Genomic DNA, 20229 nt, shown 5'->3' on the forward strand with positions numbered 1-20229 from the left:
CGAACGCATATTCGCTAAATAAAAGTATTCCAAAAAGAGAAAAAGTGGAGAAAAAGAAAAAACCTAGCCTGAGCTAGGTTTTGACTTACGCGTGTTTATTAATTAATTCTGTTAATGCTTCTTTTGGTTGGAAACCAACTACTTGGTCAACTTTCTCTCCATCTTTAAATAATACTAAAGTTGGGATACTCATAACACCAAATTTTCCAGCTGTTTCTTGGTTTTCATCAACGTCTACTTTCACGATTTTAACTTTATCGTTAAGTTCGCCATCAATTTCTTCAAGAACTGGAGCAATCATTTTACAAGGTCCGCACCATGGTGCCCAAAAGTCAACAAGCACTAGGCCTGATTTAATTTCATCTGTAAAGTTTTTATCTGTAGCATGTGCAATAGCCATTTTAATTCCTCCTAAATATATGCAATATCCAAATTCTACTCACAGTATATCACCTTCAAATAAGGTTTGCTAACTTTTTGCTTACATTTATACTGTTTATTCTCCGCTCTAGTTTGTACAATTCACATAAAAACATACGTAGAAAATTTCGTTTTCCGTGAGGTTGAGACATAACGAAATGAATTCCATCTAAAGGTGAACAAATAGTATACAAAGGCTGAACCGCTTGTGCCACCGCAGTTGATTTCTATGCAAGACTTCGCTTTCCCCGGGAGTCTGGCACAGAAATCAACTGCTAGAAAGACCCACACACATAAAGTTTACCCCAACAAAAAAACGAACCACTAATCAAACATCTTGATCAATGGTTCGTTTTTCACTTCGTCTAAAATCCTTTTGTCCCAGCCTCTTACGCAGACTGTACTTTCAGCTTTTTAAATTCTTCCGTTAGTAGAGGCACCACTTCAAATAAATCTCCAACGATTCCGTAATCAGCTACTTTAAAAATATTCGCTTCAGGATCTTTGTTAATGGCAACAATAATTTTTGAATTTGACATGCCGGCCAAATGCTGAATGGCTCCTGAGATTCCGCAGGCAATGTATAAATCTGGTGTGACTACTTTGCCCGTCTGACCGATCTGAAGAGAATAGTCGCAGTAATCTGCATCGCACGCTCCGCGAGATGCCCCAACAGCTCCATTTAACACGTCCGCTAGTTCTTGGAGAGGTCCAAAACCTTCCGTGCTTTTTACACCTCGACCACCTGCAATCACGACTTTTGCTTCGGATAAATCAACCCCTTGCGTTGCTTTCCGTACAACTTCTTTTACAACTGTACGCAGGTTTTTGATTTCAACATTTAAATCCTCTACATCGCCTGTACGTCCCTCTTCTTTTGCAAGCGGTGAAATATTATTTGGACGAATCGTGACAAACGTAAAAGCATCGGTCATGATTTTCTTTTCAAATGCTTTACCAGAATAAATTGGGCGGGTGAAGACTACTTGATCCCCTCCAACTTCTACATCCGTCACATCGGAAATAAGTCCTTTGTCTAAGCGAGCTGCCAGTTTTGGCGCTAGGTCTTTGCCAAGAGCCGTATGGCCAAATACGATAGCTTCAGGCTGTTCACTTTCAATGATGGCTAATAACGCCTGAGCGTAACCATCTGATGTATAAGCAGCTAAATCTTCATGCTCCGTCACAACAACTTTATTTGCTCCGTACGCAATAAGCTCTTCACTTAAAGCTTTTACGTTCTTTCCTACTAACGCTGCAACAATTTCTCCACCGTCAGCTACAGTAGATGCTGCGGAAATCGCTTCAAACGATACGTTTCGTAATCCCCCATCACGTGCTTCTCCTAGAACTAACACTTTGCGTCCCATTGCAATACCCCCATTGTTTTGACTTATTAAATGACTTTTGCTTCTTTATGCAGTAAATTGACCAGTTCTGTCACTTGATCTTTTATATCTCCTTGTAATACGCGTCCTGCGTCTTTTTTCGGAGGCAAATAAATTTCAATTGTCTTTGTTTTTGCTTCTACATCATCTTCATCTAAATCTAAATCATCCAATTCCACTTCAACCAACGGTTTCTTCTTCGCTTTCATAATCCCTGGAAGAGATGGATAGCGAGGTTCGTTAAGTCCCTGCTGAGCTGTTACTAAAAGAGGAAGCGACGTTTCAATAACCTCGGAATCACCTTCCACATCGCGTACAACAGTTACTTTTTCACCTTCGATATCCAATTTTGTAATGGTCGTGATATAAGGGATTTCTAACTGTTCTGCTACGCGCGGTCCCACTTGGCCCGAACCTCCGTCAATCGCTACGTTTCCTGCCAAAATCAAGTCAGGAGATTGTTCTTTTAAGTACTGTGCCAGCAGCCTAGAAGTCGTGTACTGATCGCCATCTTCTATGTCATCTTCCGTATTGATTAAAACCGCTTTATCTGCTCCCATAGCCAAAGCTGTTCGGAGTTCTTTTTCTGATTCTTCCCCTCCTACACTCACGACCGTAATCTCCCCGCCATGCTTTTCCTTTAGCTGAATAGCTTCTTCAACTGCATACTCATCGTAAGGATTAATAATGAATTCAGCCCCATCTTCAACAATTTGACCATTTTTTAATGAAAGTTTCTCCTCTGTATCGAATGTTCTTTTTACTAACACGTAAATATTCATTCAATTCCCCTCCTAAGCTTATTTTCCTAAAAATTTAGGCTGGCGCTTTTCAATAAAAGCGGCTACGCCTTCTTGAGCATCCCGGCTTTTGAATACGCTTCCAAAAAACTGCGCTTCTTTTTTAATGCCGCTGTAGTAAGCATCTGTTTTTACATGCTGAAGCAGCTGCAAGGTAGCTTTAACAGAGATTGGGCTTTTTTTGGCAATTTTTCTAGCAAGTAAAAATGTTTCATTGATAAGCTGACTTTCTTCAAAAGCTGCATTTGCCAATCCTAACTCCACTGCCTCGCTTCCGGATATTGGATCACTTGTCAGCATCATCTCACAAGCCTTATGAACTCCTACATAACGAGGCAATCGCTGAGTTCCTCCAAACCCTGGTATAATTCCTAACTGAAGCTCAGGCAAGCCCAGCTTAGCGTTTTCTGTTACCAAACGGATATGGCAGCTCATAGCAAGCTCCAATCCTCCGCCTAAAGCAGCTCCATGAATAGCTGCAATCACTGGTTTTGGGTAATTTTCAATATACTCAAAGAGCTCTTGACCGTTAACAGCAAGCTTCTCGTATTCTTTTTCCTGCTGAAGTGATGTGAATTCTTTTATATCAGCTCCGGCACAAAAAAATTTCCCTTCACCTTTAATAACGATAACCCTTGTCTCTTTACTATCTTCCAAATGTTTCAAAACACTTGAAAGATCTTTTAATAAAGCTTGAGACAAAGCGTTAGCAGGTTGTCTATTTAACGTAATGAAGCTTATTGCATCAACAGTTTCAACCTGGATAATCTCCATTTGTTTACGCCACCCTTTCTTTCTATTTTCATTACCTTGCGCTTTTTCCCCTCGCAGGGGAGCAGCAGGCTCACTTACGATTATGAGCCGCTGCAGCCGTTTAACAGCAGGGAATGGACTTTATCTACCGATTCTATTAGACCATATCGATGATCGTTCATTACCCATGTTGTGACAGTTTCATCAATCGTTCCAAAAATCATCTGTCGCGCAAGACGAATATCTATATTTTCAGAAAACTCACCCGTTTCGATTCCTGTCTGCAAAATAGAATCAATGAGAGTCAGATAATCTTTTAATACATCATTAATTTTCAATCTTAAATCTTTGTTCGATTGACGCAGTTCGAGCTGTGTCACTGTAGCTAAATGATGATCCTCTGCTAGAAACGAAAAATGTTTGTCAATTAACACATGAAGTTTTTCTGCCGCGGTTTCAATTCCCGCCAGTTCTTCATAAATTTTTTCTACAAATTGTCCCATCTTCTCTTGAAACAAAGAAATTAAGACATCTTCTTTGTTTTTAAAATATAAATATATCGTACCGTCTGCAACTCCAGCCTGCTTAGCAATTTTAGAAACCTGAGCATTGTGGTATCCGTTTTCTGCTATTACTACTACAGCTGCATCGATAATCTGTTTATACTTTGGCTTATTTCTTCTCAATCTTATACGCTCCTTTAAAATATGAATGATTATTCATTCATATCTTTATAATAAAGAAACCGCAAGTATCTGTCAATTATGTTTCAGTAAAAAAATCAAAGGCGACGATCGATTACGTCGCCTTTTTATGCTTTTCATTTTCTTCATCAATCAGCGCTCGTCGCAGAATCTTACCGACCGCTGTTTTGGGAAGCTCATTTCGAAATTCATAAAGGCGCGGAACTTTATAAGCAGCTAAATACTTTCTGGAAAACTCATTTAGCTCTTCTTCAGTACATCTTACACCATTTTTCAATACAATGTAAGCCTTCACCGTTTCTCCTCTATATGGGTCAGGAACACCTACTACTACAGCTTCTTGAATTTTTTCATGCTCATATAATACTTCTTCAACTTCTCGAGGATAGATATTATATCCCCCGGCAATAATAATATCTTTCTTTCGGTCTACTACATAAAAATAACCTTTATCATCCATATAGCCAACATCACCTGTTAGCAACCATCCGTCTCGCATAACAGCCTCCGTTTCTTCAGGCTGCTTCCAGTATCCTTTCATGACCTGAGGACCTTTAACCGCAATTTCTCCTACTTCGCTTACAGCAGCTTCTTTACCTGTTTCAAACGAGAGAATTTTGGCATCCGTGTCTGGCCAAGGCACTCCAATGCTTCCTGGTATTCTCTCTTCCCAAAGAAAATTAGCATGAGTAACAGGAGAGGTTTCTGTTAATCCATACCCTTCTACCAGTTTACCTCCGGTGATCTTTTCAAACTGCTCCTGCACTTCTACAGGAAGGGGAGCCGAACCGCTCATACATGAATCAATGGAAGATAGGTTGTATTTTGCTAAATCAGGATGATTTAATAATGCGATGTAAATTGTCGGAGCACCTGGAAATAAAGTAGGCTGCTGCTTATGGATGGTTTTGAGCGTCGTTTTTGCATCAAATTTAGGCAGAAGAACCATCTCATAGTTTTGCAAAACCGATAGAACAAGAACCGTTGTTAAACCATACACATGAAAAAATGGAATAATTCCAAGCACTTTTTCTTCTCCATGCCTGCAGCGGTATAACCAATGTGAACACATTGTTGCATTGGCTACCAAGTTTTTATGAGTAAGCATGACTCCTTTTGGAAAACCTGTTGTTCCCCCGGTGTATTGTAAAATCGCGATATCTTCGTCTGAAATTCCCTCAGCGTTACATACTGCGGGAGTGGATTCATTTATAATACGTTTAAATAAATGAGTAGTCTCCGTATGACTCACATCCACGCTTATCTTCTGCTGCTTGCGCTGAATAAATGGATACATTATGTTTTTGGGAAATGGGAGATAATCTTGAATAGAGGTGATGACTACGTGTTTCACTTTTGTTAACGCTTTCATTTTTACTACACGCGGATATAGCAAATCGAGTGCAATAATCATGGTCGCTTCTGAATCATTAAGCTGATACTCTAACTCTCTTTCCGTATACAAAGGATTTGTTTGAACCACTACTCCTCCGGCAAGAAGAACAGCATAAAAGGAAATTACTGCTTGAGGGCAATTTGGAAGCATAATGGCTACTCTATCCCCTCTTTTTAATCCCAGTTCAATAAGGTAAGATGACAGCTTTAGAGAATCTTGATGCAGCTGGGAAAACGTCATTTTTTTCCCTAGAAAATAGATTGCGCTTTTTTTAGGATCCTTTTGAACTGCCTCTTCAAAAAGCTGTGCTAAATTTTTTTGTTCATAATGAAGCATAGCAGGTATTTCATCCGGATATTGAGAAAGCCATATCTTTTCGGTGGATTCCACACGCATCCTCTCCCTCAAAAAAAAATAAAAAATTAGAATTTTCTAATTAAAATTATAGTTCATTCTTTTTTTAGATGCAATCGTTATTCAATGTTCTCTTTCCTACCTAATCACTCTTTCATCCTGCAGCGTAATAAATAAAAATTGGATTTACCCCTGTACATTATCCGAATTTTTTGTATATAATAAAAATTAGATTTTTTTAAGGAGCTGTATGAATTGACAACAACATTGACTAAAGGACCGTTTAAAGCAGATCACGTTGGAAGCTTTTTGCGTCCCGAGCGTATCAAGCAAGCACGATTACAAGTGGAAAACGGGGAAATGACAAAGAAACAGCTTCGAGCAATTGAAGATGAAGAAATTCGTAAACTCGTAGAAAAGCAAAAACAAATTGGATTAAAAGCCGTCACAGACGGTGAGTTTCGCCGTGCGTGGTGGCACTTTGATTTTCTGTCAGAGCTTGTTGGCGTAGAACTTTACGAAGCAGAGACGGGAATTCAGTTTCACGGAGTCCAAACAAAAGCTCACGGCATCAAAGTGACTGGAAAACTAGATTTTAATCACCACCCTATGATTGAAGATTATAAATTTCTTCATCAAGCTGCTGGAAAAGAACACGTAGCTAAGTTCACCATTCCAAGTCCTAATATGCTGTTTTTCAGAGGTCATATTGAAGAGTCTGCTTACTCGGATACGGATGTATTTTTTGCTGATTTAGTTAAAACATATCAAAAAGCCATTCAAGCATTTTATGATGCCGGATGCCGCTATTTACAGTTAGATGATACTGCGTGGGCAGTCTTTTTCTCAGAAAAAGGACAAGAACAAATCGCTTCAAAAGGTTTCACCCCCCAAGAATTACTGAAACGTTTTACGGATGCGATCAATGAATCCATTGCGCATAAGCCAGATGATATGGTCATTACAATGCATATTTGCAGAGGGAATTTCCAGTCTACTTATACAGCAAGCGGCGGATATGAAAATGCGTCAAAAGCTATTTTCAGTCAGTTAAACGTAGATGGACTATTTTTAGAATTTGATGATGAACGCTCAGGAGGATTCGAACCTCTTCGACATGTAAAGCGAGATGATCTTCAGATTGTCCTTGGTCTTATCACATCAAAATTTGGAGATTTAGAAGATCCTGAAGCAGTGAAAAAACGAATTGCTGAAGCGGCAGAATTTGTTTCTCTTGATCAAATTTGTTTAAGTCCCCAGTGCGGATTTGCTTCTACAGAAGAAGGAAATTTACTTACTGAAGAGCAGCAGTGGGATAAAGTAAAGCACGTGATTTCAATTGCTGAAGACGTATGGAAGTAATCATAAAAAAGCTGACCTGCTTGAAGGCCAGCTTTTTTGCTGTCATCATAATGTTAGGAAAAGCTATATAGATAAATAGATAAGACCAATAAGCATAAACACTCCGCATAAAACGAGTAAAATTTTCGCTAACTTCTCCATCACTCTCTCCTATCCTATCCCTGCTCCTATTACATAGGACATACCGATTGAAATAACAAGTGAAATAAACCCAACGGCTCTGTTATCTTGTTCAATTTCATCATCGATTCGAAATTTCGGCGTCAAAAATTCGAAAATAAAATAGCTGACTAGTAAAAGAACGAATCCATATATTCCCCATCCGAGCATTCTTAACAAATTGTCGTTATGCTCAATTGAATAGCGAAAAATATTAGCTAATCCAAATATTTTCCCACCTGTTGCCATCGCAACAGCCATATTTCCTTTTTGAATCTCTTCCCAATTCTTATACTTAGTAACGAGCTCAAACACAACAAGAAAGACGACAATGCTCAAGACAACCACGCTGTAATAAGCGGCGGATTCAATATACGGGTCTTTCCAAAAATCCCTCATTTTTGCATCACTCCTAATTTATATTACGCTCCACGCAATGAACTGACAGGTCTCTTTCCTTTACTTGTATCGTTCTTAAAAGAGATAGAAAACCCAGCATAGTCCATGAGCCATGTCGGATTTTCTATCTTCATATATGCTTGTTCAGCGCATCGACTGACACCTTTATTTCAGCGTTCTTTTATTTAAATTCCACAACCGTAACGCCAGAACCTCCTTCAGAAGCTTCTCCGAAACGAATATTTTTGACAGAACGATGATTTTTCAAATATTCCTGTACACCTTTACGAAGAGCTCCAGTTCCTTTACCGTGGATAATCGAAACGCGCGGATAGTTGGCTAATAAAGCATCATCAATATATTTTTCAACTCGAATCAGCGCATTTTCATAGCGCTCTCCTCTTAAATCCAGTTCTAGATTTACATGATAATCTTTTCCTTTTACCGTAGCAAGCGGCTTCGTTTCTACAGGTTTTGGAGAACTGATATATTCGAGGTCTTTTTCTTTCACCTTCATTTTCATAATTCCCATTTGTACTTGCCATTCATTATTGCTTACTCGTTCCACAAGCGTTCCTTTTTGTCCCCAGCTTAAGACTTTCACTTCATCTCCAGCTTGAAGAGTGCGCTCTTGTTTTTTCGGCACAGCCGGTTTCTTTTTACTTTTTTCAAGAGTTGGAACTGCATCTTCTAGACGCTTACGCGCCTCAATCAATTCATGCTCTTTTACAAGCGCATGATTTTTTTGACTCATTTTACGCAAATCGCTAATGATTTTCTCTGCTTCTTCAGATGCTGCTTTAACTGTGGCTTGAGCTTTTTCTTCAGCTTTTTCGTACAGCTTATCTCGTTTTTCATTAAACTCAATAATCTGACTCTGTAATTCTTTATGAAGCTTCTGAGCCTCTTTTCTTAGTTCTTCAGCTTCTTCTAGCTCGTGTTCAGATTGACGGCGGCTATCTTCAAGAGAGGCAATCATATTTTCTACTTTATTTGTTTCTGAGCCAATATAGCCTTTGGCACGTTCAATTACTTCAGCACTTAAACCTAAACGTTTTGAAATCTCAAAAGCATTGCTTCGGCCCGGTACACCAATCAGCAGCTTGTAAGTAGGGCTCAATGTTTCAATATCGAACTCTACGCTAGCATTGACCACTCCTTCACGATTATAGCCGTACGCTTTTAATTCAGGATAGTGAGTAGTCGCAACTACGCGAGCGCCTCTTTCATATACTTGATCTAAAATCGAAATCGCAAGCGCTGCACCTTCTTGAGGATCCGTTCCTGCTCCCAATTCATCGAACAAGACCAGACTTTCGTGATCTACTTTTTGTAAAATATCTACAATGTTGACCATATGAGATGAAAAGGTACTCAAACTTTGTTCAATCGACTGCTCATCTCCAATATCAGCAAATACGTGTTTAAACACAGCCATTTCCGATCCATCCAGCGCAGGAATCTGCAAACCTGCTTGAGCCATTAACGTAAATAATCCAAGTGTTTTTAACGTTACGGTTTTACCGCCGGTATTTGGCCCTGTAATAACGATGGACGTATATTGATCACCTAGCTCAATATCATTCGCAACGACATCTTCCTGTGCAATAAGAGGATGTTTTGCCTTCACTAACTTAATATAGCCTCGATCGTTCATTTTAGGTTTTGAAGCTTTTAGCTCATGGCTATAGCGCCCTTTAGCAAACATGAAGTCCAGCTCACCTAACAGATAAACGTTTTGACGGAGTTCATTTGCCACTTCCGCTACCTGAACAGTTAAAGCAATGAGAATACGCTCAATTTCTTGTTTTTCTTTTACTTTTGCTTCTTGAAGCTCATTGTTTAACGTCACAATCGCCTGAGGCTCAATAAATAAAGTTGCTCCGGATGAAGATTGATCGTGCACAATGCCTCCATACGCACTGCGATATTCTTGCTTAACAGGAATAACAAAACGTTCGTTTCGAATGGTAACAATTGCATCTGACAACATTTTTTGAGCAGACGAGGAGCGAATAAGGCTCTCTAGCTTTTCTCGAATACGAGACTCCGTTGAGCGAAGTTTTTGACGAATGCCTCTTAGCTGGTCGCTTGCACCGTCTAGCACTGTGCCATTCTCATCAATACTCATTTTAATTGTTTGTTCTACCTCAGGAAGAGGCATTAGTTTTTCGATATGTTCAGTTATAATTGAAAGCTGTAAATCTTCGTCTTCCACTACTTGCTCGATAAATTGCTTGACTTGTCTTGCAGCATAAATAGTGCTTGCTACATCAAGAAGTTCATTAGAGCTTAGCGTTCCCCCAATTTCAGCGCGCTTCACGCTAGGTCGAACGTCAAAAATGCCCCCTAGCGGTACGTTGCCACGCAATCGCAGCACGGTTGTAGCTTCATCTGTTGCTTCCTGCCATTTAACTACTTCTTCATACTGAGTCGAGGGAATCAAATTCGCTACTTTTTCTCGGCCTAAAGAAGAAGCTACTTTTTTCTGAAGCTGTTCCTTAACTTTATTAAACTCTAGTACATGAAAAATACGTGATTGCAAAACTGATTCCTCCTGTTGCTTATTTATGTCGATTTAAAAAGGCGGTTAATTTTTTGAGGCTATACGTATTTAATACCGTTTCTGGTTTAAGCCAGCCTTTAATTCCCGTAGATATTCCAATTTCCATATGCTCTAGCATGTCTATATTGTGAGCATCTGTATTAATAGCAATTTTAACTCCTGCCTCTTGGGCTTTTTTTATGTGCTCAGCAGCTAGATCTAAACGGTTTGGATTCGCGTTTAGTTCAAGAGCCGTTTTTGTTTCTTTAGCTAATTCAATCAGCATATCAATATCTACATCATATCCGTTGCGGCGACCAATCAAACGACCGGTCGGATGAGCGATTAAATCTACATGAACATTGTTTAACGCTTGCTTTAAGCGATTCATAATTTCTTCGCGTGATTGCGAAAAACTAGAGTGAATGGACGCAATAACAAAATCTAGCTCAGCTAGCAGTTCATCATCATAATCAAGTGTTGCATCAGGCAAAATATCCATTTCAATTCCTGCTAGTATTGTAAAATCATCGAACTGTGCGTTTAAACGATTAATTTCTTCACGCTGTTTACGAATGCGTTCAGGCGTTAGACCGTTAGCTACTTTTAAATACTGAGAATGGTCTGTAATCGCCATGTACTCATAGCCTCGCGCGCGACATGCTTCGGCCATTTCTTCAATCGAATACGCCCCGTCGCTCCACGTGGAGTGCATATGCAAATCACCTTTTACGGCACCGTAGGTCACAAGCGTTTGAGGCTTTATAAATGCATCTACTTCGGTTCCATCTTCACGAAGTTCCGGCGGAATAAAAGACAGCCCAAAATGTTCATAGAATGCTTGTTCAGACTCAAAAGTCATAACTTCGCCTGTATCCGCATTTTCAACGCCATACTCGCTAATTTTTTCACCGCGCTCTTTTGCTAATTGACGCATACGCACATTATGATCTTTTGATCCTGTAAAATGGTGAAGCGTTGTGGCAAACGCTTTATCTTCTACAAGACGAAAATCCACAGACACATCGTACTCATAGGCTAACGTTACTGATACTTTTGTATCTCCATTTGCAATGATATCCTTCACATTTGGCAGCGATACTAGCTGTTCACGGACAGCATGAGGCTCAGCTGTTGAAATAATAAAATCAAGATCTTTTACGGTTTCCCTCATGCGGCGAATGCTCCCTGCTTGAGAAAAACGCTCAATGCTATGCATCTGTTTAAGGGCTTCTAAAATTTCTTCCGCTATTGGAAGCATAAAAGCAAGAGGCAAACGATCAGGACGCTTCCCAAACTCTTCAATAGCAGCGATAATTTTTTCTTCTGTCTTTTTACCAAAACCGCTTAGTCCCTGCACTCGATTTTCCATACAGGCCTGATGCAGTGATTCCATATCTCGAATATCTAGCTCTTTATATAATTTAGCGATTTTTTTACCTCCAAGCCCCGGCAGCTTAAGCAAAGGAATAAGTCCTTCAGGAACTTCTTGCTTTAGTTCTTCTAATACGCTTGACTCATTTGTTTCCATATACTCTGTAATGACTGCAGCCGTTCCTTTTCCAATCCCTTGGAGCTTGGTAAAATCCTCAATCTCTGTCAGCGTTCTTTCGTCCGTTTCTAGCGCTGCAGCTGCTTTTCGAAAAGCGGAAATTTTAAAAGGGTTATCTCCCTTTAATTCCATATATGTAGCAATTATTTCTAACAATTTAATAATATCCTTTTTATTCATCTCTTTTCACCAGCCTATTATCATAATAACGAAACTTCCAAAAACATGATGAGTGACATATTTACTCTCTCAAATTTTCATCTAGACATACTTTTATCCTCGTGAAAACCGCAGATCAGACTGCGATAAAAAAAGAGGGTATCTCAAAAGTATTATGACACTTTCGACACACCCTCTCAACAAGCTATTGTAATTTCATTACATTACACCATACTGAGTCCACAAATCTTGAATCGCAGACGATAAGTATGGAGTATTTTGTACGATATTGATTGCAATTGAAGACTGTTGAATTGGCGTTTGAATTTCACTTACAGGAATCACGGCTCCAATGTATAACAAAATAAAAATGATGATATACACTTCAACGAATCCAAGTGCACCGCCGCCCCATTTATTTAACTGGCGCAGAATTGGCAGTTCGGTTAAAGCCGTTAAAACAGAGCCTGCAAGGCGAAGTACAATGTGAGTAGCAAAAAATAAAATCGCAAATGCAATCATTCGATAAAAAGCGTCTTCTATCGTTCCAGAATCAAATACAAACGATGCGACACTTTGCTGCTGAATATTGTCCGGAAACGGAATCAACAAGCGAAGTCGGCTTGCCAAATCTCCACTAAACATATAAGCGACGATAAACGAAACCGCAAAACTGACAATATGAATGAGCTGCAAAATAAATCCTCTTTTAAGACCTGTTACAAAGCCTAAAAGAAGCAATATAATTAAAATGATATTAAGCATTGACTCAGTCATTCCTCTTTTCCATAAAGTTTTTGTTCAAGTCTCTCATAGTCTTCTTTCAGTTTTATATATTCGTGTACAGCATTCACAGCTGTTAATACTGCTAATTTATTGATATCTAAAGAAGGGTTTTTAGTACTGATTTCACGCATTTTTTCATCCACTATAGAGGCGACAAGTCGAATATGGCTTGTACTTTCGCTACCGACGATGCTGTACTGCTGACCAAAGATGTCAACTGTCGCACGTGTTTTATCTTGTCTTGACACGAGAAAATCCTCCGTTCCACGAAAAATCCTAATCCCTATCATACCACGAAGAAGACTTCAATGGAAACATATCTATATTTAAGCTATCATAAGGGATAGTGCTTATAAAGTAAACTAAAATACCCCGAAAGGAGTGAAGCATTATGTCACATGCTGTTATTAAGGTATCAGCTGATCAAATAGCTAAAATGAAGCTTCATTACACATCCTATCTGCAGCCTAAACTGCCGCAGGGAAGTATTTTTTCGGCTAAAACTTCCGGCTGTTCTATCACTGCGTACCGCTCTGGAAAAATACTTTTTCAAGGAAAAGAAGCTGAAACAGAAGCGGCTAAGTGGGGAGGCTCTTTAAATGCTGCGAAAAAGGCTCCTGTCTCACACCTCCCATCAAACTTCAGCTCACTATCGGTCATCGGTTCTGACGAGGTAGGGACGGGAGATTATTTTGGTCCTATGACCGTAGTTGCTGCCTATGTTCAAAAAGAGCAGCTTCCTTTGTTAAAAGAATTAGGAGTACGAGATTCAAAAGAGTTAACGGATGCTAAAATTATTGAAATTGCCAAACAGCTTGTTTCGTTTATTCCCTATAGTTTGCTTGTTTTACATAACGAAAAGTATAATGCATTTCAAGAAAAAGGCATGTCACAAGGTAAAATGAAAGCTCTATTGCACAACAAAGCTTTATCCAACGTGTTAAAAAAATTGGATCCTGAAAAACCCGATGCCATTTTAATTGACCAGTTTGTCGAAAAAAACACCTATTATAAACACGTGGTAAAGGAAAAAGAGATTATCAAAGAAAATGTCTTTTTCAGTACAAAAGGAGAAAGCGTTCATTTATCTGTAGCTGCTGCTTCCATTATTGCCAGATACGCATTTTTAAAACAAATGGATTTGCTGACGGAAAAGACCGGGATGGTTATTCCTCGCGGAGCTGGCGCACAAGTTGATATCGCTGCTGCTAAAATTATTAAGAAACATGGCGTCAATGCGCTGAATTCTTTAGCTAAAATTCATTTTGCTAATACAGAAAAAGCTTTAAAATTAGCTAAAAAATAAGAGATGTGGAAATCCACATCTCTTTTCTTATTCTTATGAACGAAGCGTTGCACCAAATTCTTTTTCTACAGCTTCTAACACTGCACCATGTGCTTTTGCTACTTCTTCATCTGTTAATGTACGTTCAGGATCTAAGTAACGTAAAGAGAAAGCTACAGATTTCTTGCCTTCTTCCATACGCTCGCCTTCATATAGATCAAATACCGTCACGTCTTTTAAAAGTTCTCCGCCCGTCGTATAGATGACGCGCTGAACTTCTCCTGCAAGAACGTTTTTATCTACCACAAGTGCAATATCACGTGTAATAGATGGGAATCTTGGAATAGCTGAATAACGAACTTCTTCGACATCTGCAGCTAATAGCTCTTGAAGGTGTAATTCAAATACGTATGTTTCACGAAGACCATACTGTTTCTGAGCAACAGGATGAACTTGACCTACGTATCCAATTTCTTTTTCATCTAGCCATACAGCCGCTGTACGTCCAGGGTGCATACCGTCTTTTTTAACGGGAGCATATGAGATTCGTTTCTCCAAACCAAGCTGTGCAAATAACCCTTCTAGTACACCTTTAATCACATAGAAATCAACGACTTTCTTTTCACCTTGCCAGCCGTGAGCATGCCATAGACCCGTGATTGCACCAGCTACGCGCTCCTGCTCATCCGGTAATTCTCCTTCACCTTTAGATAAGAACACTGAGCCTGTTTCGTATAGCGCAATAGAATCCGACTGACGAGCATTATTATGCTTCACTGCTTCTAGCAAATGAGGCACTAAGCTTTGACGAAGGATACTGCGATCTTCACTCATCGGCATTGCTAAACCAATCGTACTTGTTGCATTTAGTGCAAACTGAGTAGCTTTTTCAGCGCTCGTTAGCGAATATGTTGTCGTTTGTGCTAATCCCGCACCTTCTAAGAAACGGCGAACTTTACGGCGTCCAAGCTGATACTCTGTTAGTTTTCCTGGAGTTGCCACTGTCACAGGAAGCGTTGTAGGAAGGTTGTCATAGCCATACATACGCGCTACTTCCTCGACGATATCTTCTTCAATTGTAATATCGCCTCTACGAGTTGGCACTGTTACAACAATGGTTTCGTCTTCCACTTTGTTTTCAAATTGAAGACGGTTCATAATGTCTTGTACTTTTTCCATTGATAGCTCTGTACCAAGCACATCGTTAATACGTCCAAGTGACACAGCTACAACAGCAGGTTCCACAGTTAGTGTATCTACTTCTACAGTACCGCTTACCACTTCACCTGAAGCGTATTCAGCCATTAATTCTGCTGCGCGGTCAGCAGCTACACGCGTACGGTTAGGATCAATTCCTTTTTCAAAACGAGCGCTTGCCTCACTGCGAAGACCGTGGTCTTTTGAAGCTTGGCGAACCGTTAAGCCTTTGAAGTAAGCTGATTCAATGAGAACATTTACCGTATCGTCTTTTACTTCGGAGTTCGCTCCGCCCATTACACCTGCAAGAGCTACCGGCTCACTGCCGTTTGTAATGACAAGCTGATTGTCTTTTAATACGCGCTCTTGATCATCAAGTGTTACAAACTTTTCGCCTTCTGACGCGTGACGTACAACAATTTCTTTTGAACCAAGACGATCATAGTCAAAAGCATGCAGCGGCTGGCCGTATTCAAGCAAAATATAGTTGGTAATATCAACAACGTTGTTATGAGGTCGAATACCCGCTGCCATTAAACGCGTTTGCATCCATAATGGTGACGGAGCAATTTTTACGTTTTTCACAACGCGCGCTACGTAAAGCGGATTGTCTTCTTTTGCCTCTACTTTAACGGAAATATAATCAGCTGCTTGCTCATCAGACGTTTGCACGTTTACTGACGGATACTTCACTTCACGACGTAAAATAGCAGCCACTTCATGTGCTACACCTAACATACTTAAGCAGTCTGACCGGTTTGGTGTTAGCCCTAGTTCTAATACTTCATCGTTTAAGTTTAATGCATCTAGTGCATCCGCTCCTACTTCAGCATCGCTTGGGAACACGAAGATACCTTCTTGATAATCTTTTGCCACAAGCTTGCTTTCAATGCCAAGCTCTTGAAGAGAACAAATCATACCGTTCGATTCTTCACCGCGAAGCTTAGCACGCTTGATTTTAAAGTTACCTGGAAGTACAGCTCCCACTTTTGCAACCGCTACTTTTTGACCTTGTGCCACGTTCGGTGCTCCGCACACGATTTGAACGATTTCTCCTCCGCCAAGATCTACTTGACAGCGGCTTAATTTATCAGCATTCGGATGCTGTTCACGTTCTACAACGTGACCAATTACCACTCCGCTGATGCCTTTATTTAAGTTTTCTACACCTTCAACTTCAATTCCACTTTTTGTGATTTTATCTGCTAACTCTTCTGCCCTTACGCCTGATAAGTCAACATACTCTTGTAACCAACGATAAGATACAAACATCGTAGTCCCTCCTTTATACTTGTTTAAATTGATCTAAGAAACGAACATCATTTGTATAGAAATGACGAATATCATCCACGCCGTGTTTTAACATAGCAATACGCTCTACACCGATTCCAAAAGCAAAACCACGATATTTAGTTGAATCGTATCCAGCCATTTCAAGAACATTTGGATGAACCATGCCAGCTCCTAAAATTTCAATCCAGCCTGTTTGTTTACATACATTACAGCCTTTACCTCCACATTTTGCACACGATACGTCTACTTCTACAGACGGCTCAGTGAATGGGAAGAAACTTGGACGAAGACGAATTTCACGGTCTGCACCGAACATCTTTTTCACAAATACTTCAAGCGTGCCTTTTAAATCGCTCATACGAATGTTTTCGTCTACTACAAGACCTTCAATTTGCATGAATTGATGAGAATGCGTAGCATCATCGTCATCGCGGCGGTACACTTTACCTGGGCAGATAATTTTAACAGGTCCTTTGCCTTCATTCTTGTTCATAACACGAGCTTGAACAGTTGATGTATGCGTACGAAGAAGCGTTTCTTCCGTAATATAGAACGTATCTTGCATATCACGTGCTGGGTGACCTTTTGGCAAGTTCAGCGCTTCGAAATTATAGTAGTCCTGCTCTACTTCCGGTCCTTCTGCTACTTCATAGCCCATCCCTAAGAATAAATCTTCTACTTCTTCAACCACGCTCGTTAGCGGGTGATGCGTACCTGCTTTAACAGGGCGTCCTGGCAGCGTTACGTCGATTGTTTCTGAAGCAAGTTTACGCTCTACCTCAGCTGCTTCTAACGCCGTTTGTTTTTCTTCAATTTTAGATGCAATAGCTTCACGCACTTCATTTGCAAGTGCTCCCATTACAGGACGCTCTTCAGCTGAAAGTTTTCCCATACCGCGAAGTACTTCTGTGATAGGGCCTTTCTTTCCTAAATAAGCTACGCGTACGTCGTTTAATTCTTTTAAAGCACTTGCTGCTTCGACTTTTGCAATTGCTTCTTGTTGAAGTTCTTGTAAACGTTCTTTCATCACTTATTCCTCCTTTTAACGTAAAAAATGACAAATAAAAAAACCTCCTCCCAAAAAAGGGACGAGGATTAGTCGCGTTACCACCCTTGTTAACTATATACACAGACGTATACAGTTCACTTCATTCAAGTTAACGGAATCTCCGGAACACCTTTACATCTATGTAAGATGGTCTAAGTGTCAACTCAAGAGGTGAATTCACTTATTACATTTATAAAAATGCTTTCAGTCGCGGCATTTTCTCCCTGCATAAACGGACATAAGCTACTGCTCTCTTTCATCGTTTTTTACATATGTAACTATTGTATTATTATAGTGAAAACACGTTCTCGATGCAACTACATTCCGCGTAAATAATAAAGTAAGATTCCAGAAGCGATGGCAACATTTAGCGACTCGCTCTTTCCATAGATGGGAATGTACAGATTCTGATCCGTTTGTTCCAGCACTTTCTCGCTTACGCCGTTTCCTTCATTTCCCACAATCAGCGCAAATTCGTTTGAAGGTTTTACGCATGTGTAGACCTTTCCATTTTGTAGAGACGTGCCGTAAACTGCTATTCCTCTTTCTTTTAACAGTGAAATCATTTCGAGTAAATCGCCTTTTACAATTGGAAGATGAAAAATAGCTCCTTGCGTTGAACGAACGACTTTTGGGTTGTACACATCCACGCTGCCCTCTCCAACGATAATAGCGTCCACTCCGGCAGCATCAGCAGTTCGAATAATCGTACCTAGGTTACCTGGATCTTGCACCGCATCTAAAAGCAATACTTTCTGTGCTGTATGAATGATTTCTGCATGCTTCGTTTGAAAACACACAGCGATAATTCCTTGAGGTGTTTCGGTGTCAGATAATAATTTGATTATTGCTTCGTTGACAACCGTTATTTCGATACCGTCTATGTTCCACTGTGCTGGCACTTCGATCGATTCGCGTATAATTAGTTCCTTTACGCAATCCTTATTTTTGATAGCTTCTTCGACTAAATGAAAGCCTTCTACCATAAAAAGGCCCTGCTTATCACGGTCTTTTTTATTATGCAGCTTTTTCCACGCTTTTACCTGCGGATTTTTAACTGAATCAATTTGTTTCACAAACATAACTCCTTTATCTATATAAAAATAAATAGTTCGATTACATTTTGCTCAATAATCATTAGATAAGTTTCACTTTATTGTACATAGAAATCGCAAAGAAAACAAAAACTATTGGTAACTTTACGATAGCTGAGGTGAAAATGATGGATCTTAATTTACGAAATGCTGTTATTGCAAACGTTTCAGGAAACTCAAAAGAAGAGCTTGAAGCTACAATTTCTGACGCTATTCAAAGTGGCGAAGAAAAAATGCTCCCTGGACTTGGTGTTTTATTTGAGGTGCTTTGGGAAAAGTCTCCAGAATCAGAAAAAGAAGAAATTCTGACAACGCTTGAAAACGGTTTAAAATAAATAGCCTTTTCCTATGTACAGCAAAAAGCTCATTCTCCTAGGAGAATGAGCTTTTTTTAATTATACGTAATTGCGTTAACCGTATTTCGGTCTAAACGTTTAATTACTTCGGCAATTAATTTGACTGCATTTTCATAATCATCACGATGAAGCATCGCTGCATGAGAATGGATATAACGAGTTGCGATCGTAATTGAAAGTGCAGGCACCCCGTTAGCTGAAATATGGATAGAACCTGAGTCCGTACCCCCTCCAGCGATTGCATCAAATTGATATGGAATATTTAATTCATCTGCCACATCTACCACTGTATCTCGAAGTCCTTTATGAGAAACCATGGAAGCATCATATAAAATGATTTGCGGACCATCTCCCATTTTAGAAGATGCTTCTTTATCAGAAACACCAGGTGTATCTCCAGCGATACCGACATCAACAGCAAATGCAATATCCGGTTCAATAAAGTTAGCGGATGTTTTTGCACCTCGGAGTCCAACTTCTTCTTGCACCGTTCCCACACCATACACAACATTTTCATGTTTTTCATTTTTTAAAGCTTTTAATACATCGATAGCAATTGCACAGCCGATACGGTTATCCCATGCTTTCGCTAGCAGCATCTTTTCATTGTTCATAACCGTAAATTCGAAATAAGGTACAACCTGATCACCAGGTTTCACTCCCCACTCCGCTACTTCTTCTCTGCTAGAAGCGCCAATATCGATGAACATATCTTTAATGTCAACTGGCTTTTTACGAACTTCTGGAGGCAGGATATGAGGAGGCTTTGAGCCAATAATCCCCGTTACCTCTCCTTTAGATGTAACGATGGTTACGCGTTGAGCAAGCATAACTTGCGACCACCATCCGCCTACCGTTTGAAAACGAATAAAGCCGCGTTCATCAATTTGAGTCACCATAAAGCCTACTTCATCTAAGTGACCGGCTACCATAATTTTAGGTCCTTGTTCGTTGCCTACTTTTTTTGCAATCAAACTGCCTAGCCCATCCGTCGTTACTTCATCTGCATAAGGTGCAATATATTTCTTCATAACCTCACGCGGTTCACGCTCATTTCCAGGAATTCCTTTTGCATCTGTTAGTGCTTTAAGCATTGTCAATGTTTCATCTAACTTTGTCATATGGATTACCCCTTTCATATGTATACCTCTATTATAGCTAAAAAGAGGTTGAAGTAAA

At 39.8% G+C, this 20229-nt stretch carries 18 protein-coding genes and 1 other annotated feature; of the genes, 3 read left to right on the plus strand and 15 right to left on the minus strand.

The window, feature by feature from the left end; translation table 11 throughout:
• Positions 1-85 precede the first annotated feature (85 nt).
• The 6 genes from trxA to LJC66_RS24025 all read right to left on the minus strand — a co-directional run bounded on the left by trxA (position 86) and on the right by LJC66_RS24025 (position 5857).
• Positions 86-400, minus strand: a complete 315-nt coding sequence (gene trxA, locus LJC66_RS24000; protein WP_013059404.1) for a thioredoxin — start codon at positions 398-400, stop codon at positions 86-88.
• A 409-nt stretch (positions 401-809) separates the two neighbouring features.
• The gene (locus LJC66_RS24005) at positions 810-1790 is read right to left on the minus strand and encodes an electron transfer flavoprotein subunit alpha/FixB family protein (protein WP_050688591.1); all 981 of its coding nucleotides are present in this window, start codon (positions 1788-1790) and stop codon (positions 810-812) included.
• 26 nt (positions 1791-1816) lie between these two features.
• The gene (locus LJC66_RS24010; protein WP_016765685.1) at positions 1817-2590 is read right to left on the minus strand and encodes an electron transfer flavoprotein subunit beta/FixA family protein; all 774 of its coding nucleotides are present in this window, start codon (positions 2588-2590) and stop codon (positions 1817-1819) included.
• 18 nt (positions 2591-2608) lie between these two features.
• The gene (locus LJC66_RS24015) at positions 2609-3382 is read right to left on the minus strand and encodes an enoyl-CoA hydratase (protein ID WP_195695838.1); all 774 of its coding nucleotides are present in this window, start codon (positions 3380-3382) and stop codon (positions 2609-2611) included.
• Positions 3383-3462: 80 nt separating this feature from the next.
• The gene (locus tag LJC66_RS24020) at positions 3463-4047 is read right to left on the minus strand and encodes a fatty acid metabolism transcriptional regulator FadR (protein WP_013059408.1); all 585 of its coding nucleotides are present in this window, start codon (positions 4045-4047) and stop codon (positions 3463-3465) included.
• A 112-nt stretch (positions 4048-4159) separates the two neighbouring features.
• Positions 4160-5857, minus strand: coding sequence for an AMP-binding protein (locus LJC66_RS24025; RefSeq protein ID WP_230933664.1), 1698 nt, complete (start codon positions 5855-5857; stop codon positions 4160-4162).
• A gap of 213 nt (positions 5858-6070) precedes the next feature.
• On the opposite strand from LJC66_RS24025, the gene LJC66_RS24030 reads away from it, so the two are divergent.
• Positions 6071-7177 carry a 5-methyltetrahydropteroyltriglutamate--homocysteine S-methyltransferase gene (locus tag LJC66_RS24030; protein WP_195695836.1) on the plus strand — a complete coding sequence of 369 codons (1107 nt, stop codon included), beginning with the start codon at positions 6071-6073 and terminating at the stop codon, positions 7175-7177.
• A 150-nt stretch (positions 7178-7327) separates the two neighbouring features.
• Here LJC66_RS24030 and LJC66_RS24035 read toward each other — a convergent pair whose 3' ends face one another.
• From LJC66_RS24035 to zapA, 5 genes are all read right to left on the minus strand, one after another.
• Positions 7328-7735 carry a DUF350 domain-containing protein gene (locus LJC66_RS24035; RefSeq protein ID WP_013059411.1) on the minus strand — a complete coding sequence of 136 codons (408 nt, stop codon included), beginning with the start codon at positions 7733-7735 and terminating at the stop codon, positions 7328-7330.
• A 181-nt stretch (positions 7736-7916) separates the two neighbouring features.
• The gene (locus LJC66_RS24040; protein ID WP_034648703.1) at positions 7917-10280 is read right to left on the minus strand and encodes an endonuclease MutS2; all 2364 of its coding nucleotides are present in this window, start codon (positions 10278-10280) and stop codon (positions 7917-7919) included.
• Between the two features lie 19 nt (positions 10281-10299).
• On the minus strand, positions 10300-12012 hold the full coding sequence (gene polX, locus LJC66_RS24045; RefSeq protein WP_230933665.1) for a DNA polymerase/3'-5' exonuclease PolX: 1713 nt from the start codon (positions 12010-12012) through the stop codon (positions 10300-10302).
• A 198-nt stretch (positions 12013-12210) separates the two neighbouring features.
• Positions 12211-12768 carry a CvpA family protein gene (locus LJC66_RS24050; protein WP_308280734.1) on the minus strand — a complete coding sequence of 186 codons (558 nt, stop codon included), beginning with the start codon at positions 12766-12768 and terminating at the stop codon, positions 12211-12213.
• Positions 12765-13025, minus strand: a complete 261-nt coding sequence (zapA, locus tag LJC66_RS24055) for a cell division protein ZapA (RefSeq protein WP_013059415.1) — start codon at positions 13023-13025, stop codon at positions 12765-12767. Before zapA ends, LJC66_RS24050 begins: the two co-directional genes overlap by 4 nt.
• A gap of 143 nt (positions 13026-13168) precedes the next feature.
• On the opposite strand from zapA, the gene rnhC reads away from it, so the two are divergent.
• On the plus strand, positions 13169-14083 hold the full coding sequence (gene rnhC / locus LJC66_RS24060; protein WP_230933666.1) for a ribonuclease HIII: 915 nt from the start codon (positions 13169-13171) through the stop codon (positions 14081-14083).
• A gap of 33 nt (positions 14084-14116) precedes the next feature.
• Here the strand turns inward: rnhC and pheT are convergent, their stop codons facing one another.
• The 3 genes from pheT to LJC66_RS24075 form a co-directional block, all read right to left on the minus strand.
• Positions 14117-16531 carry a phenylalanine--tRNA ligase subunit beta gene (pheT, locus tag LJC66_RS24065; protein ID WP_230933667.1) on the minus strand — a complete coding sequence of 805 codons (2415 nt, stop codon included), beginning with the start codon at positions 16529-16531 and terminating at the stop codon, positions 14117-14119.
• A gap of 13 nt (positions 16532-16544) precedes the next feature.
• The gene (pheS, locus tag LJC66_RS24070; RefSeq protein ID WP_014458064.1) at positions 16545-17579 is read right to left on the minus strand and encodes a phenylalanine--tRNA ligase subunit alpha; all 1035 of its coding nucleotides are present in this window, start codon (positions 17577-17579) and stop codon (positions 16545-16547) included.
• Positions 17580-17633: 54 nt separating this feature from the next.
• Positions 17634-17869: a binding site (T-box leader), on the minus strand.
• 48 nt (positions 17870-17917) lie between these two features.
• Entirely contained in the window at positions 17918-18682 is a 765-nt protein-coding gene (locus LJC66_RS24075; protein ID WP_171776576.1) for a TrmH family RNA methyltransferase, read from the minus strand.
• Between the two features lie 140 nt (positions 18683-18822).
• Between LJC66_RS24075 and sspI the strand changes: the two genes are divergently transcribed.
• Positions 18823-19029 carry a small acid-soluble spore protein SspI gene (gene sspI / locus LJC66_RS24080; protein WP_013059420.1) on the plus strand — a complete coding sequence of 69 codons (207 nt, stop codon included), beginning with the start codon at positions 18823-18825 and terminating at the stop codon, positions 19027-19029.
• A 56-nt stretch (positions 19030-19085) separates the two neighbouring features.
• On the opposite strand, the gene LJC66_RS24085 is transcribed toward sspI, so the two are convergent.
• Positions 19086-20171, minus strand: a complete 1086-nt coding sequence (locus tag LJC66_RS24085; RefSeq protein ID WP_028410532.1) for a M42 family metallopeptidase — start codon at positions 20169-20171, stop codon at positions 19086-19088.
• Between the last annotated feature and the right edge of the window lie 58 nt (positions 20172-20229).

Origin of the sequence: Priestia sp. TSO9, from assembly GCF_021029645.1 — a bacterium.
Lineage (GTDB): Bacteria > Bacillota > Bacilli > Bacillales > Bacillaceae_H > Priestia > Priestia megaterium_E.